Origin of the sequence: Pseudoalteromonas obscura (genome assembly GCF_030135505.1) — a bacterium.
In the GTDB taxonomy this organism is placed as follows: Bacteria; Pseudomonadota; Gammaproteobacteria; order Enterobacterales; family Alteromonadaceae; genus Pseudoalteromonas; species Pseudoalteromonas obscura.
Genome location: NZ_JASJUT010000002.1, coordinates 681,382 through 698,968, shown reverse-complemented (window position 1 = coordinate 698,968; position 17,587 = coordinate 681,382). Strand labels below are relative to the sequence as shown.

The following is a 17,587-nucleotide window of genomic DNA, read 5'->3' as shown; positions in this document are numbered from 1 at the left end:
GTGGATTATATTGCTTTAAAACATACTCATATGATTTTTGCCCTGTTGAGTATCATATTGTTCTATACGCGTTCAGTGTCCCGTTTAGCAACTGGCAAATTGGCAAAACAAAAGGTGTTGTTTATTACCAGTCATGGTGTTGATACCTTGTTGCTTATATCAGCTGTGTATTTGGCAATCACGTTAGGAATGAAACCTAGCTCACAACCTTGGTTAATGGAAAAAATTATCCTTGTTGTGGGCTATATAGCACTGGGCTTCGTGATTGCGAAGTCAAAAAGTAAAGCAAAACAAATCCCTGCGTTGCTTGGGGCGACAGGTGCTTTACTAGCGATTGGCTATTTAGCTTCGACTAAGAGTGCATTTATTCTTTAATCTATTGCCAGAAAACCTACTATAGCTCGGCGTGTTCGAATTATCAGCGAGTTAAGCGAGCGATAAATTTCCCCTTGGGAATGGGCTAAAAAGTGTTACACTACCGCCTTATTACTTTCACATGGGTTAGCAGTACAGTCTATGACGGATACTTGGTTTGATGAACAGCAAGAATTAGGTATGGATTATGCCGTGCCTGCATTACTTCGTAGCATTTATGCTGAACAACGTTGGGATGCGCAAGCCGACACCGAACAAACGCTGTGCCAATTGGCTGAGCTAGAGTTGGCTGTTGACGAAATGTGTGTAAAGGAAAAAGACGTACATAAGCGTGTAGACTTGTTGCTTGATACTTTTTATACCAAGTGGTTGTTTAGCGGAACTGGGCAGAAAGTGCCTGAGTACTTACTCAACAATATCGGTTACGTGCTCAAAATGCGCAGTGGCACTAGCACTGCGTTGGCAATTTTACTTGCGCATCTTCTTGAGCGTGCCAACTTTAATGCGACTGTTGCACTAATGCAAAATGAAGTCATGGTGCATGTGGCATTAAGTAGTGAAGAAGGCTACATCATAGATCCTGCTTCTGGTCAGCAGTCTTGGTACGTTACCCCCGAAAATGATGGCGAAAAAGATCAAGAGCCAATGGAGTTGATCATAGGGGATGAAGCCTTCAAACTTTATCTAGCACAACAAAAATGGTCTTTTATTGCTGCTGAAAAATTTAGCCACGCATTGAGCTGTGTTGAGTTACTGATGGAACTATTAGGCGATGACCCTTACGAGAGACGCGACAGAGGATATTTGCTCAATCAACTTAACTGCCCAAAAATGGCCAAAGATGATTTACAGTTTTTTGTAGATGAATGCCCTGATGACCCCACCATTGAGATCATACAGAATCAAATAGAAGAGCTTGCCGACCACAATAATATATTGCACTGATGTGTGTTGGCCCTGCCAGCACAACGCTTGGATGTATGGCCGTTGAAAATACGCAAGTAAAATACCGATCATCGACTAACCGCGAGTAGTCAAACTAAATGCAAGATTATATGCTCTAAACACTTTAATCAAAGTTATTGGTTAGGCTGAGTGCTCTTAGGTATAAATTAACGAGTGATTTCATTCCCGTATTGCCAAACTAAGATGTGTACTCAGCGTTTTTGCCATAATGGCACTATGCTTGATTTTATCAATCGCAGATTTGCCCTCAAAGAGAATAAAAAATACAGTGTACTAGGTAGCAGGGCATATTGATTGTTCTTCACCTGTTTAAATTGGATTGAAATATGAATACACAGATTATTAAAGTTGGAAACATCGAAGTTGCGAACGACAAACCCTTTGTTTTGTTCGGTGGTATGAATGTGCTTGAATCACGTGATCTCGCAATGCAAATTGCAGAGCACTACGTTGAAGTCACTTCAAAGCTAAACATCCCATATGTATTTAAAGCTTCTTTCGATAAGGCTAATCGCTCTTCAATTAATTCGTACCGCGGTCCGGGCATGGAAGAAGGACTTAAGATTTTTGAGGAGATCAAACGTACTTTTAATGTTCCGGTGATCACCGATGTTCATGAGCCATTCCAAGCTGCACCCGTTGCAGAAGTTGCGGATGTAATCCAATTACCCGCCTTTTTGGCGCGCCAAACTGATCTAGTAGTGTCTATGGCAAAAACAGGTGCAGTGATCAATGTTAAAAAGCCACAATTCTTGGCGCCTCATGAGATGCGTCACATCATTAAAAAAATTAATGAAGCGGGCAATGAGCAAGTAATTTTGTGTGAACGCGGAAGCAGTTTTGGTTACAACAACCTTGTGGTTGATATGTTAGGTATGGATGACATGAAACATATGGCGCCAGTGATTTTCGATGCGACACATGCGCTACAGCGCCCAGGTGGCCGTGCTGATTCAGCAGATGGCCGAAGAGCACAGGCGGCAGAACTTGCACGCAGTGGTATGGCGTTAGGCCTTGCTGGTTTATTTATTGAGGCGCACCCTGATCCAAATGTTGCTAAATGTGATGGTCCGTGCGCGCTGCCTTTAAATAAATTGGAAGGCTACTTGAAGCAAATGAAAGCGGTTGATGAGTTAATCAAGAGTTTTGATGCGCTTGATACCAGCGCGAGCGTTTAATTTGCCTAGTTAGGCCGGGCAGTGACCATAGGATGGTGGTTGCCCAAAAATACAACAACATAAAATATAACAACATGTAAAGGCGTCCTGCTATGGCAAGAAGGTTACCACCACTGAATGCTTTAAAAGCGTTTGAAGCAGCAGCCAGGCACTTGAGTTTTACCAAAGCCGCTGAAGAACTATTCGTAACGCAGGCGGCTATCAGCCACCAAATAAAAACGCTTGAAGAACACTTGGGATTAAAGTTGTTCCTCAGAAAAAACCGCTCCTTGCTACTGACAGAAGAAGGGCAAGGCTATTTTTTAGACATAAAAGATATATTTTCGCAGCTTATTGATGCAACTGAAAAGCTGCTTGCTCGGGGCGCAAAAGGTTCACTCACGGTGAGTTTAACGCCGAGCTTTGCAATTCAATGGCTGGTGCCAAGATTAAGCAAATTTAACGAATTGTTTCCGGATATCGATGTGCGGATTAAAGCCCAAGATCAGGATGAAAACTCGCTAACTGATGATGTCGATGTGGCAATTTATTATGGTCGTGGTAACTGGAATGGTGTGCAAACCCACAAATTACACACTGAGTACTTAGTGCCTTTGTGTAGCCCTTTGTTACTCAATGGTCCAAAGCCTCTCGACCAGCCAAGTGATTTGGCTAATCATAACTTATTGCACGATACGACGCGTCGCTCTTGGAAGGCATGGCTTAAAACTGCCGGTGTGCGCAATGTGCCTGCGAATACAGGGCCTATTTTTAGCCATTCATCCATGGTGCTACAAGCGGCTGTGCACGGTCAAGGCATAGCATTGGGCAACAGTGTACTGGCAAAACCTGATCTTGATGCAGGCCGTCTGGTTATCCCATTCAGTCACAGCTTAGAAAGTAAAAACGCTTACTATCTGGTCTGTCGGGAGTCGCAAGCGGAGCTTGGAAAAATCGTGTCGTTTAAAGATTGGATGCTCAGTATGGTTGAGCAAGAACAAATATAACAAGGTACTTTAACTATGAGTAATAAGGTTGTCGTTGAATGGCACAAGGCCCAGAACCCTGTGGCACAGTTTGTATTTGCCCATGGTGCTGGTGCCGGGAGTGATTCAGACTTTATGCAGGATATGGCGGCCAAGCTTGCTGAGCAAGGTATTGATGTTGCGCTGTTTGACTTTGAGTACATGGAAACAGCCAAAGCGTTAAATAAGAAGCGACCACCTGATAGAGCGCCCAAACTGCTTGCTCATTTTGAGCAAGTATTGTCCCAAATTGATAGTAAACTGCCGCTATTCATTGGCGGAAAATCCATGGGAGGGCGCATGGCTTCTATGCTGGTGTGTGAATCAGATTCGCCTATTAAAGGTGTGATTGCATTTGGCTATCCATTTCACCCGCCCGGTAAGCCTGAAAAGCTGAGAATAGAGCACATGGGTGACATCCCGTGTCCATTTTTGATACTGCAAGGTGAGCGAGATACATTTGGTAATAAAACAGAGGTAACCGCATTGCAATTGGATGCAACGCCAGAGTATTTTTGGTTACCAGATGGGGATCACTCTCTTAAGCCCCGTAAAGCAAGTGGCTTAACTGAAATGCAGAATCGCGATGCCGCAGCACAAAAAACAGTGCAATTTATTCGAGATATTTGCCATGGCTAAACTATTTTTATTAGCAGGCAGTGTGTTTTGTATGCTGTCAGTGGCGCTAGGTGCCTTTGCAGCCCATGGCTTAAAGTACCACGTGAGTGAGCATGCAGTTGGCATATTTAAAACGGCTGCCGAATACCAAATGACACATGGTTTGGCGCTCGTTGCAGTGGCACTGTTGATGAAGTGGGGCATGCGGCTTAAGTGGGCAGGCCATGCATTTATCGCTGGTATTGTACTGTTTAGTGGCAGTTTGTACTTATTGGCGCTAACTGGCGCAAAGTGGTTGGGCCCTATCACTCCCATCGGTGGAACGTGTTTTATTATTGGTTGGCTGATACTCATAGTAAAGGCTGCTAAGCAACCTCTTTAATTTTGGAAACTCTTTAACTTTGGAAGTATTGAAACAATGTCGAGTGTAGTAATTTATTGCCGTAGTGGTTTTGAAAGTGATGCAGCTGCCGAAATTAACCATCACGCTATGCAGCAAGGTGTTGCTGGTTATGTAAAAGCTAAACCAAATACTGGATTTGTGACGTTTGAATGTTACGCAAGAGAAGATGCGGAGCGGTTGGTTAAACAAATCGACTTCAAAAGTCTTGTTTTTGCTAGGCAGTGGTTCACGGGAACTTTGCTGACGAATATGCCATTGGAAGATCGCGTAGGCGAAATAAAACAGTGCGTGACAGATTTCCCGCTGTGTGGCGACTTGCGAGTAGAAACTCCTGACACCAATGAAGGCAAAGAGCTATCCAAATTTTGCAAAAAAATCTCGACGCCATTAGCCAAATCGCTTGAGAAGCAAAATAAGTTGACGCGCGGTGTAAAGCCGCAAAAGCCTGTTCTGCATATTTTGTTTTTAGCCAATGATACTGCATACGTAGGTTACTCATTTAGTGACAATAACTCACCGTTTTTTATGGGGATCCCTAGGCTAAAAATGCCGGCTGATGGGCCAAGCCGCTCAACCTTAAAATTAGATGAAGCATTTAACGTATTCTTGACCAAAGAGCAGGCGGAAGAGCGCGCCCGTCCAGGTATGAGAGGGGTTGATCTAGGGGCGTGCCCTGGCGGCTGGACCTACCAACTGGTCAGGCGAGGTATGTTTGTGGCAGCCATTGATAACGGTCCAATGAATGACAAGCTGATGGAGAGTGGTCAGGTTAAGCACTTTAGGGAAGATGGTTTTAAATACCGCCCTGAAAAGCGCAATATAGATTGGCTGGTATGTGATATGGTCGAAAAGCCAAGTAAAGTAACACAACTGATGATCGACTGGATAGTCAATGGTTTTGCCAGGGAACTCATATTCAACCTGAAACTGCCAATGAAAAAGCGTTTTGATAGCGTGTATGAATGTTTGCAGCTGATTGAAGATGAACTTGCACATTATAATGTCGGTTACAAATTGCAAGCGAAGCACCTATACCATGATCGCGAAGAAGTTACTGTGCATATTCAGGTCTTAAAAGTCCCTCAGAATTTGTATAGTTAATTTTTATTTGGCGTAATTACATGGATGTAAATGCCTGTGTCTTGTTGTTTATCGCCATCATTACTGATGTCGCAGTTTTGAAGGTAAACGCCCATCGTCTTTAAGTAACTCACTTTCTTGTTAATTTGCTATCCCATTAATTTTCATTACGTAAGAGTCTGAATGTTATAAAAATCACTTCGAAATCAACATCAAAAGTGACCTTTTATCATCTAGGCACAGTCATATTTATGTTTCAGAACATATTCAGCAGATTGAGACGGCATGATTTTTACTTCTATATAAGAGCTGTAAATATATTAGTTTTAAATTGAGGAATTTTTTATTTTCAATGCGCACTTTATTATATGAAGGCATTTATTTTTAAAAAGTGAATCAAGAGGCTGAAAATGAACGAGCTCACAGCCATGTTTTACGATTGTATACAGTTGAGAATGTTCAACTCTAGTCCGGGCAAGCGCCCAAAAATTTAAAACAACTAATTTATATTAACTTTTATTGTTTGACTTGTTTAATGCTGAGTAACAAATTTTACGCATTTTTTGTATTTTTTATACGCAAAATTACGTCTTTATGATAGTGTTTGAGTGAAAACTCAACAATATAAAAACATAATAAAGGATAAAATTATGAAAACTGCTTGTACTATGTTCACTATCGCCCTTCTTTTTGGTTCTTCTTCTGCACTTGCTAGCTGTAATAAATACAGTTGTGAAGGCGTATCCAATGTCGTCTTTTCTTCGGTTATCGCCGATAGCGATGCAGTGAAAATTAAATTTCATGAGGGCACGAACGCGACGTTAAGTTGTAATCTTGATGCTGATAATGCAGCCGTATTAGATCAAAAAAGCCCAAACTTCCGCAATATGCAATCTATGTTGTTAACTGCCATCGCAGCAAATTTACCTGTTGGTCTGCAATTTGATAAAGCATCTTCAGGCTGTGCTGTGCAATCGGTAGAAGTCAAAGTCGTAGAATAACTTTTCTTAACGAACTACTCGCAACGAGCAACCAAGTGTAATTTATTTTGAGTATAACTTTGGCTTGTTAGCTTAAGTTAGCAGTTACTTCTTTATGTTACGAAGTACTTTATTTGCTCTGTGATCAATGCCTATTCATGGCTTAGATATACAACAAGAAAAGTGAATTCTGTATGTTAAAGAAACAAGGATTATTGGCCCTACCTCTTGGGCTATTGAGTTGCTGGGTTCATGCCAGTCCAGTTACTCCTACTAACAATGTATGGCAAGATAGCAGCGGAAATCTTTATTATCAGCAACCAGTTAAACAAGTAACAACCGCTGATGAAGCGCCCGTCAGTATCCGGGTTTTTGAGTCTCACCCATATGTTCGTATTGTTCAAACAGCGAACGGATTCGAACTAGAAGGTATTTCAAAGTCTGAGTTCGCGGCGCAACATAGCGAAATGGATGTGGTGGGCAAACGACTGCGCAGCGACTTCGATGGAGATGGCCAAGCAGATGCACTGATCCAGACTGACCTTGGTCATGAGTTGTTGGTGTCACGCAATACGGTTAAACCTTATCGCATAGGGATTAATATCCGAGACTTTGGTCAGCAAATGGAAGTGCGGGACTTCAACTACGATTTTCGTGCTGATATTGTCGATAAGAGCAATGATAAAGTGCACTACGCACAATCAACCGGATTGAGTCATGCTATCAATACCAATGATTATGTCGGCTCTTTACCTGCCCAAAGCAATGTTTCGCCTGGAGGCGAGTTTACCTACAATATTCCGATCACCTTAGGCGAAGCGACTGGCGGATTGAAACCAAATGTATCGCTGAGCTACGCATCTAACCCTCGCAATGGTCACGTCGGGGTCGGTTTTAATATCGATGGGCTCAGTGCCATCACTCGATGTGAAAAAAATATGGAGACAGATGGTGTTGCTGGGTCCGTGAATTTAGATCAGAATGATCGCTTTTGTCTAGATGGACAGCGTCTGATTGTAAAATCAGGCCGCACCTATGGCAGCAACAACTCAGAATACCGAACTAGGCAGAATACTGGGCAAAAGATCATTGCGCACACTTCTAGCACAGTTACAGGCCCTTATGCGTTTACTGTATACGATACACAGGGAAATAAACTGACTTATGGTAAACATGGCTCTGCACAGGATGCGTTAATCAAGGCCAGTAATAACCGAGGTTATACCTGGGCGTTAAAGCGCGTCGAAGATGCGTCTGGTAATTACTATACTTATAACTACACCAAAGTGAACGGCAGTCTTGAGTTTTATCCCACATCTATCAAGTATTCAGGTCACGGCAGTGGCGCAACCCGCAATGAGGTTCGCTTCAACTGGGAAGATCGACTCGATAAGCGCAGACTCGCCTATTTAAAAAACAATAAGATCACGCTGACTAAACGCCTTAAAAATATAGAGTCTTATTATTCCGGTCGGTTGCTACGCCGTTATAATCTGACTTATGGCTATGCTGGCACCGGTGTAACGGAAAGCGTACTGAAAAAAGTGCAAGCATGTTCAAGTAACAATAAATGTTTGTCACCAACTGTATTCAACTGGAATTCAAGGGGCTCTGTGAGGTTAGGTCGAGATATTGGCCGTGATTACTCAAGAAACAGCCGCTATAAAGCGCATCAGTTTATGGACTTCAATGGTGATGGATTAACTGATATTGCCTATGTGCGCAACGATAGAGGTAGCTCATCAGACCATTTATATATGATCCCAAACAATGGTCGCGGATTTGGCGATGAGCGTCGGTTTCATGATCTTGCCAACAAGACATTCCGCAGAACATGGAAAATAGTCGATTATGATAAAGATGGTAAGGATGACATTCTTTATTTATCTGGCAGTAATCAGCATTGGAAGTTGATGCGCCATACATCTGCGATGAACTTTTCATTTACGTCTTTAACCTCCATTAGTAAGCCGACGAATGATGAAAATACGCGATTTTTGGATATCGATGCCGATGGTTATCCCGAACTACTACATTTTGTTGGCAATAAATTATCTTACCAAAAAGGCACTAAAACGGGCCTAGCTAGCGGTGCTGCTAAACCAATCAAGTTCAATTTAAATGCGCCAAGCGGTTCAACGGCTTCGATGATGTCCTATGACAAGGATGATAATACGTTTCCTGCGATGGACTTTAATGGCGATGGCCGCGCAGACTTTTTAGCCAAAGTCAGAGTGTCTACCTACAATGATGATCCTTTCCCACCGTGCGATCGTCCATGGGCATGTGAAGATCCCAGAATTGTACAGCCACAACTGCAAGCGGGCGCATCAATAAAACAAGCGGATGATAATCAGGCTTTGATACCTGTTTCGCCTAAGCAATTGAACCCAGTTGATATGAGCAAATCGCCAGCGATTGAAACCCAGCAGTTGATGCAGCAACAAAGTGGACTTATTACTCCACAAGGTTACAGCCATAGCTACAGCTGGAAAATTCTTGTGTCGCAGGGCAGTGATACGTTTGCAGAGTTTGTTACTGTTTCGTCAACATATAATATTAAGGATATTCAAGCTGTCGAACTAAATGGCGATGGTCTGGCGGATATTCTCTATCGTAATAACAGCGATAATTGGTATGCCAGAATAAATAATGGACATGGGTTCAACAGTGCCATTTACTTATTCAAGTATAACAAAGCAGCCTTAAAAACATTTGATATCAACGGTGATGGTACAGCAGAGGTCTATAGAGAAGACCATGGAGATCACTTTTATTTCTTTAATGGCAGTGGCTTTACGGCGAGAAAACTGACATCACAGGGATCAAATTTTGATTTCACCACTTTTATGGATGTTACTGGGGACGGCACGCCTGATAAATTAGTCTTTTCTGGGCGTATGGGCTTGTATCAAAACAGTGATAGTCCAGCTACTTTGATCTCTTCGGTGACAGATGGATTTGGTGTTAAAACATCAGTCTCCTATTCTACGCTTAATAATCGCAGTGTGTATGTACCGGACTATGATGCGAGGCACAAAAACTGGGGTAACGGCAGAGTAACAGACATAAAGAAAGGTGCTCGTGTTGTTAGCTTATTGCGCAAAGGAGAGGATTTATTTACCTATAAATATTATGGTGCTAAAGCACAAGTCGGTCGTGGCATGCTCGGCTTTAGACAAGTTGTCATTGAGAGTCGAAATGCAGGCACTAAAGTTGTTAGTACATATCGCCAAGATGGGGATTATAGAGGCGCTGTGTCTAAAGTGCAGACATATGTAAAATTTGGTAGCGATACAAGCTCAGGCGGAGGCGGAAATCCCCCCCCACCACCGATAGATCCGTGCGATGAAATTCCTGAGATGTGTAACTGTAACTGGGAGCCTGGCAAACGCTGTGAGATCCCAAGAACAATTCCCGTCGATGAGCTGATAGCTTCTCCGTTAACGGCCATGAGCCGCTCTGAGTTAAGTATCCAAAGTGCCTCATCAAGCAGTATTTGGCGATTGAAATCAGAAGTCACGAATACTCATGGTAATAAGAGAGATACAGGCTTTAAAGCTGGTAGCGCCACTTATCCATATATGGTTTACCCAAGTCGCTCAGTGACAAAGACCTATAATACGGATACCAGTAGCCAGACGCTTATTGCGACAAAAACCGAGCAATTAACCATAGATAGCTTTGGTAACCCGGTATCGAAAAAAAGTACTATTGACAGTAAAAATGGCTATGCGCACACGTCTGAAACACATACCTACTCGTACAGTAAATACGGTGGTAGATTGACGAAAAAGCAGGCGACAAAGCGTTATTTAAATCGCCTTAATGGCAGCAATCGAGGTAATTATCAAAATACGCAAACGGTAAACTATGCCTACGACAGCAAAGGGCGAATGATCAAAACAACCGCAGACAATGGCGTGGTCACGAGCTACACGCTGAATAGCTATGGTATGGTCACCAAAGAAACTGTATCGTCCCCAGGTTTACCCAATAAGGTATTGACGAAATACTATGACAGTACGAACCGTCATCTGACGGGGGAATCCAATAGCTTGGGTCACAGAAGTACCATCGGATATGACAGCTTGGGTCGCAAGTATTATGTGCAAACAGCCAATGGTCAGCGCACTTATAGTACTTATAACCAACTTGGACGAGTGACGGGAGAAGTATCTACACCGGCAAATAATACCAGTATCTCAGGCAGTCAAACACTGAGTACGAGTAAGGTACAGTATTGGTGTAAATCGATAAACCACTGTCCGTCAAACGCAACCTACTACGAAGAAACTACCGTAGAAGGGGCGCCTGACTCCAGAGTCTATTTTGATAAATATGGGCGTGAAATTCGCAAAGGCAGTGTGTCCCTAAGTGGCACTTATGTATACACAGACTTTACTTATGATACTAAGGGTCGTAAATATCGCGAGTCTCTACCATATTTTGCTGGTGGCACAATACGTTGGACAGTTTATCAATACGATAAACAAAACCGTGTGATTAAAATTACCAAGGCTGACGGTTCTGTCTGGAAAACCGAATACAACGGTGAAGCGGTGACAAACGTTAACCCCTTAGGACGCCGTAATACTCAGGTTAAAAATGCCATGGGACTGTTGGTTAAAGTCACTGATGCAAACAACAAGTCTGCCGATTATCAATATGATGAAAATGGTAAGTCTCGAAACCTCAAAGGGCCAAAGGGGAACCAAATTCAAATATCGTATGATAAATACGGCAACAAAACTCGCGTGGTTGATCCTGATAAAGGCACAATAAACTACACTTATAACAAGTATCATCAGTTGACGAAAGAAACGGACAGCAACGGCAATGTGATGACATATAAGTATGATGTATTGGGTCGTATTACTGAATCTGTACGTAAAAAAGGCACTACTTTAGAGCATCATACGGTCACCAGTTATGACAGTGGCAGCTATGCAAAAGGCCAAGTTTTTACAGTTAACGATAAGGTGTCTGGGTTTACTGAACGTTATTACTACGATGCATTTAGCCGCAGTCGTGAAAAACAGACGGTGATTGAAGGCGATACCTATAAGGAGAAGTGGGAATACAATAGCTCAGGCCAGCTGACCAAGGAGATCGACGCGTCTGGAAAGAGCGTTATCTATACATATAATGCTCATAAGCACTTAGCCTCTTTGAAAGACAGTCAGACCAATTCCGTGGTTTGGCGAGCTGTTACCGTGGATGCGTTTGGCAATCTAACCAAAGAACAACTCGGTAGTCGCATTGTACGAAACAAAGGTTTTGACGCTGAGACTGGTCTATTGACGAGTATGACAACAACGGGTAGTGGCACTTTGCAAAACTTGCGATATGACTGGGATAACCTAGGGAATTTGAATTATCGACAAGATTTAGCGATTGGCAAAAAAGAAACTTTTGCCTATGACACACTTAACCGGGTGACACGCAGTACGATATCCGGCGTTGCGACAACTGATATCCGCTACAATGAGTTGGGTAATATAACTTACAAGACTGGGGTAGGTAACTACCATTACCAATCAAGTAGACCCCATGCAGTCACTGAGGTCACAGGAGCCCGTGCGAACAAGTATCAATATGATGCTTCGGGTAATATGGTCAAAGACAATGACAGAGTACTAAGTTACAACACCTTCCATAAACCAACTTATATAGAGAAAGGGGACTACTGGGTTGAGTTTGAATACTCAGGTAATGGTAAACGCTTTAGACGCCTTGAGTTTGGTGGTGAGAAAGGTGCATTGATCCCGATTTTGAATGGAGACATAACCAAATTTATACCTGTTGCTCAGGAAACTCGGTATGTCGGAAAAGTTGAGTTTATCCGATATGGAGGTTCAAGTGCTTGGGTGAGCAAACGCTATATTGCCGGTAAGGTGTTGGTAACGACCGTCAATAACCAAGCAACCACTCGCTATATCTTGGATGATCACCTAGGGTCGACACATGTGATTGCAGACAGCAATGGCCGTTCGGTTCAAGTCATGAGTTTTGATGTGTTTGGTGCGCGTCGAGATGCTAAAACTTGGGCACGAGACTTCAGTGATACCAGCAAGTTTACCAGTATGATCACTCTACGCGGCTTCACTGGCCATGAGCAAATTGATGAGGTAGGCCTTGTTCATATGGGGGGACGGATCTACGACCCAATTCTTGGTCGATTCTTACAAGCCGATCCTATGGTTCAGGCTCCTGAAAATATTCAAAGTCTTAACCGTTATTCATACGTAGTTAATAACCCTCTCAATAAAACAGATCCGAGTGGATATATTTGGGTGACGTTGGCAATCACCGCACTTAAAGCTATTGCTGCTAGCTCAGCGGTAAGTGCTGCGGTGGCAACAGCGATTAGCTATGCGTTGACTGCTTATACTTATTATGGCTACGCGCAATTTGCGATCAGTGTGAACAACGCCATTAAAGGAGGTGGAACGGCGATGGCCAACTTCTTAGGTGGGTTGAGTAAGAGCTTGGCAAAACAGTGGTTACAGGGCAAAGTCATGGATGCGACAGGCATGACGCAAGCAATTGAAGAGATTGACAAGAAGTTCTCTTTGAAAGTAACGCCGAGTGCGATTGCTGATTTACCAAAAATTGAGGCGGCTTCTTGTGTGTATGAGGATTTTGCCCAGTGTCAGGGGACGGACCACTACAAGCGCCTTTCAGATCAGGAACTTCAAGCAATGGACTTAGATCCGAAAGACTTTAATACGGAAAGCAGTATGAATGCGGCTCTGTTTAAAGATGATCAGGGTAAATACTTGTTGGTTTACCGAGGCACTGCGGAATTGCTACCTGATGTTGGTGCAGACATTACTCAAGCATTTGGTATTGAAACCACACAATACAATGAAGCAATGGATCTGGCACAGGTGGTGGTAGACAAGCTGGGCAATAACGTCGAGTTTGCCGGGCACTCGCTTGGTGGAGGACTGGCTGCCGCAGCGTCAATGTTTACTGGTAATCCAGCGACCACGATAAACGCGGCGGGTGTACATGATCGAACCATGACCCGTAAGGGGGTGGATATGTCGACCGTTGATCCGTCCAAGATCAAAGCGTACTACAACACCACTGACCTACTGCACATTGGGCAATTATTACCCTTCTTGCCGTCTGCCAATGGTAAGCAAATTGCATTGACACCATTGAGCTCACACGGCGTTGTTGGGGCATGTTCGTCTATGGGGGGCAAACCTTGCGACTATTCCGACTAGTTATAGTTGCGCTAATGTTTCTGCAGACCGGGTGCTTACAACTCGGTCATGCAGTAACGGGCGGCATTTATAGTATTTTACCGGAACAAGAATATACGGACCAATTGTGCTTAAAGCTCGCTCGAGCAGCATTAAATGGGAATTTGAAACGCTTAAATAAGCTGCTTGCTACGCCGAGTCACGAGGTGAATTGCCAAGGGAAAACGGGGTTTACCCCTTTATACTTTGCTTTAAAAGGCAGGCAAATCAACACCTATACAAGACTGCTTGAAGCGGGGGCTGATCCTAATATTCCATTCGGTGAAAGGGGTAACAATGTTACGTTTCTTGCAAGCTGGATAGGGATTGAATACTTACGGCCTGCTGCTGAACATGGTGCTGACTTTAACCAAAGAGATGCATTTGGCAGAACACCAGTTTATAAAATCATTAGCTCAGATACGAACGAGGCATTTTTGCTAGCACTGAGCAAAGGGTTTGATGTCAACAATGTTGATAACTCTGGAGGTACGCCTATTGTAAGAGCCCTTGGTTCATATAAGTTTTTTATGGCTTGGAAGTTATTAGAGAATGGGGCCGATATAAATTTGAATCCACTTTCTAATGTAGGAGATGCATGCTTCCAGTTAAATAGAGCTATTGGGCGAAAACATGAATTGACTCAGTCAGCTCAATTAGAGATTGAACGATACCATCAGCGTTTGATGGAGGCGGCTAATTGTGACGCTAAATAGGGAGTGTTTTGTGCAGTACAGTACTCTTATCGTATATTTATAACTCAACAATATATAAATTAAATAAATATTTAAGGACAAAAAATGAAAAAGGTAATCGCACTTTGTTTGACACTCCTAAGCAGTGAAGCGGCCTTTGCTTATAATGCTAATCCGAGTGTAGAGATTAAAAATATTAGAGTTAGACCTACTGTTGCGTATGTATTATTTGAAGGGTGTAGTAGATATGCGAGAATTAACTTATCGAATGATTATTACAAATCTATGTTTTCCGTCGCTATGATGGCTGCGGCGTCTAATAAAAAGGTTGCAGTTGAATTCCAAGAAAATAAAAGCTGTGCATCAACAGAACCTCAGATTAACTTCATAGATGTAAAAATATAATCATATTCTAATGTTTTTCTAGTTATAAAGTTGGTTTGTCAGTTTTTCTGATAAGCCAACTTTATATTTCCTCCCATTGATTTCAATTCATACATCTCTAGAAAGAGGTTTGCTCACTTCTTAATATTACTATATTCATAAGGTGTTTTGTTTTTTTGTGAATTATATATAATTAGCATTTATTTTATAAATTAAGGACCTTAAATTGAGTAAGTTATTATTTTCCTTGTTATTGTTAGGCGCTGTTTCTCAGTCGGCATTTGCATCAACGAAAGAAACATCACTAGCCGGTTACATTACAGAACTAAATGTCTACGCGAACTTCGGTGAAGGTGATGTTTTCGTTAAGTTAGACACAAATGGTAGCAACTGTATTCATGGCTACTTTGTAAATAAGAACAGCAAAGGCTATGAGTCAACATTGAGTAGTTTACTTAGCGCATTTCATACACAAGCTAAAATAAAAGTGACAGGCTTTACGGGAGCGGCGCATAAATGGACTGGAAACTCAGGTGGGACTTGTGAAATTTACGCCGTGCACTTTACACGTTAAATAAAAGCGTTGGTTTCAAGTGGTGGGGTTGGACCTAAATCTAACACGCCCTTAGAAGACTAATTTACGGGCATTGTGAGTGAGTCATTCACTCATATGCCTTGCCAATTTAAAATTGAAGCAGGCGCAACGTACTGTTTCTGGCTCTGCAGCATTACAATACCGACACACTAGCACTCGAAATATTTTGATACATACCAGATGTGTGTATTTACTATCGCTAAAAACATTGCCCTTCAAGAAAATGTTGTATTTTTATTCATTTTCACCCTTATCCTTTAGTCTAATTAATATACAGAACCTGTCCTTTTTATTGCTACATTGAAGCTGTCATACGAACAAGCGCACCGAATTAGGATAGTGGTTTAGCGTCGTATGGCTAATAACAATAACATGTAAGGACAGTACTATGGATAACAAAGAAAAAAACTTAGTTTCACAATCAACAGAGCAAACGTCTCGACGTAGTTTCTTGAAAAAGTCACTGGCTGTGGGTGGCGCTGTCGGCGCTGCACCGTTAGCTTTGCAGTCTTCGGCTGCTCATGCGCGGGGGGAGTACGGGCAGTATCACAAAGTATTTGGCAATGACCCGCGCTATATTTCAATGCTATTAGGTTCCAACATGCGCTTCTTAAGTCAGCCAACATACATTGGCGCGTGTAGTTCAGCTCATGAAGTTTATATGGCGGCAAGAGACGCGATCACGCAAGGAAAGCGCATCACAGTGCGGGCGGGCGGTCATTGTTATGAGGGGTTTGTGGACAATGATAATGGCGTTGTAATTGATATCAGTAATATGGATCGAATTTACAAGGATGGCGATTATTATGTGGTTGAAGCGGGTGCTAACTTAGGCCATACCTACAAAACCTTATTTAAGGAGTTTGGTAAAATAATCCCAGCGGGTTCGTGTTTTGGTGTGGGGATTGGTGGTCATGTTTGCGGTGGTGGATTTGGTGTTCACTCGAGGCAATTCGGATTGTCGAGCGACTATTTAGCCGGTGTTGAACTTGTGGCGTTTAACGAATGGGGCGGTCAGGCCACTTATCCTCGCAAATATTTCAAAGGGCAATCGGCACAGGCTGATGAAATCGTATGGGCGCATCAAGGTGGTGGCGGTGGTAATTTTGGCATTGTTACAAAATACTTTTTCAAAGATCTACCAGATGTGCCAGCCTTTATACATGCACAAGAAATATCGATCCCATGGGCGAGTTTAGATTATGCTCAGTTTGCAGCTTTACTAAAAAACTATGGTGAATTCTGGACTAAAAATAATGGTCCAGAAAGCCGCTTCAATGCATTGCATTCATCCATGTCTGTACCTAATTCTGTTGGGGGAAGTGGCGATATACGTATGCAATTGTTTAGTAGTGGCAACCCGGGCTTAATTGATGAGTTTTTGGATGCCGTTTTCTCTGCATCTCAATTGGCGCAGGCAAAAATAGGCTTGCGTACGACCGACCATATGGGATTACAAAGTCAAGAAGATGCACCGCCGAGGCCTACACCGCCAGGCAGTTATTTCAGCTTACCATGGTGGTACGGAACGCAATATGCGGCAGGTCCGTTAATCGGTGCAAGAGGGAAAAACAAATCTGCTTATATGAATAAACCGTTTCCTGAATCACAGATACATACGTTATGGAATGAGCTACGAAATGGCGACTATTTAAGCCCAGGAGGTTTGGTACAAATTTCCTCTTACGGCGGTCAAATTAATGCACTGTCTTCTTCAGATACGGCAGTCTCGCACCGAAGCTCTGTAATGAAGTTACAATATCAAACTTATTGGTTTGAACCTGCTCAAGACCCTTACCATATTGGCTGGATGAATGGCCTATACCTGAAAATGTATGGTGAAACGGGACCTGCTCCAGATGGCACTATGGACGGCTGTTACGTGAACTATGCAGATACCGATATTTCCAATTGGCAATACCTGTATTACAAGGATAACTACCCAAGGTTGCAGCAAGTCAAACGTTTGTTGGATCCGAAAAATCGTTTGAACCATGCTCAGTCGATAGAGCTATAGCCCTCGCGCTTTAAAACCAAGATTAAGGTAAATACC

13 protein-coding genes are annotated in these 17,587 nt (G+C 42.7%); all 13 read left to right on the top strand.

All coding sequences use genetic code 11. The annotated features are described in order from the left end of the window. The 13 genes from QNM18_RS07350 (at position 1) to QNM18_RS07290 (ending at position 17,551) form a co-directional block, all read left to right on the top strand. Entirely contained in the window at positions 1 to 375 is a 375-nt protein-coding gene (locus tag QNM18_RS07350) for a SirB2 family protein (protein ID WP_211012080.1), read from the top strand. Positions 376 to 516: 141 nt separating this feature from the next. Beyond that, entirely contained in the window at positions 517 to 1,320 is an 804-nt protein-coding gene (locus QNM18_RS07345; protein ID WP_211012081.1) for a tetratricopeptide repeat protein, read from the top strand. A 347-nt stretch (positions 1,321 to 1,667) separates the two neighbouring features. Then, positions 1,668 to 2,519: a 3-deoxy-8-phosphooctulonate synthase gene (gene kdsA / locus QNM18_RS07340; RefSeq protein WP_211012082.1), complete on the top strand. Its 852-nt coding sequence runs from the start codon at positions 1,668 to 1,670 to the stop codon at positions 2,517 to 2,519. A gap of 92 nt (positions 2,520 to 2,611) precedes the next feature. Continuing rightward, on the top strand, positions 2,612 to 3,505 hold the full coding sequence (locus tag QNM18_RS07335) for a transcriptional regulator GcvA (RefSeq protein WP_211012083.1): 894 nt from the start codon (positions 2,612 to 2,614) through the stop codon (positions 3,503 to 3,505). A 15-nt stretch (positions 3,506 to 3,520) separates the two neighbouring features. Beyond that, the gene (locus tag QNM18_RS07330) at positions 3,521 to 4,162 is read left to right on the top strand and encodes an alpha/beta fold hydrolase (RefSeq protein ID WP_284136769.1); all 642 of its coding nucleotides are present in this window, start codon (positions 3,521 to 3,523) and stop codon (positions 4,160 to 4,162) included. Further along, entirely contained in the window at positions 4,155 to 4,523 is a 369-nt protein-coding gene (locus QNM18_RS07325) for a DUF423 domain-containing protein (RefSeq protein ID WP_284136768.1), read from the top strand. Before QNM18_RS07330 ends, QNM18_RS07325 begins: the two co-directional genes overlap by 8 nt. A 36-nt stretch (positions 4,524 to 4,559) precedes the next feature. Further along, the gene (gene rlmM, locus QNM18_RS07320) at positions 4,560 to 5,645 is read left to right on the top strand and encodes a 23S rRNA (cytidine(2498)-2'-O)-methyltransferase RlmM (RefSeq protein WP_211012086.1); all 1,086 of its coding nucleotides are present in this window, start codon (positions 4,560 to 4,562) and stop codon (positions 5,643 to 5,645) included. A 629-nt stretch (positions 5,646 to 6,274) separates the two neighbouring features. After that, complete coding sequence (locus QNM18_RS07315) at positions 6,275 to 6,625, top strand: hypothetical protein (protein ID WP_211012087.1); 351 nt, start codon at positions 6,275 to 6,277, stop codon at positions 6,623 to 6,625. Between the two features lie 173 nt (positions 6,626 to 6,798). Beyond that, entirely contained in the window at positions 6,799 to 13,842 is a 7,044-nt protein-coding gene (locus QNM18_RS07310; protein ID WP_284136767.1) for a Tle-like phospholipase domain-containing protein, read from the top strand. Between the two features lie 14 nt (positions 13,843 to 13,856). Beyond that, entirely contained in the window at positions 13,857 to 14,576 is a 720-nt protein-coding gene (locus QNM18_RS07305) for an ankyrin repeat domain-containing protein (RefSeq protein ID WP_284136766.1), read from the top strand. An 84-nt stretch (positions 14,577 to 14,660) separates the two neighbouring features. Next, a complete protein-coding gene (locus QNM18_RS07300; RefSeq protein WP_284136765.1) occupies positions 14,661 to 14,960 on the top strand; it encodes a hypothetical protein in 300 nt (99 codons plus the stop codon). A 205-nt stretch (positions 14,961 to 15,165) separates the two neighbouring features. Further along, positions 15,166 to 15,513, top strand: a complete 348-nt coding sequence (locus QNM18_RS07295) for a hypothetical protein (RefSeq protein ID WP_284136764.1) — start codon at positions 15,166 to 15,168, stop codon at positions 15,511 to 15,513. Between the two features lie 409 nt (positions 15,514 to 15,922). Continuing rightward, complete coding sequence (locus tag QNM18_RS07290; protein WP_284136763.1) at positions 15,923 to 17,551, top strand: FAD-binding protein; 1,629 nt, start codon at positions 15,923 to 15,925, stop codon at positions 17,549 to 17,551. Positions 17,552 to 17,587 lie beyond the last annotated feature (36 nt).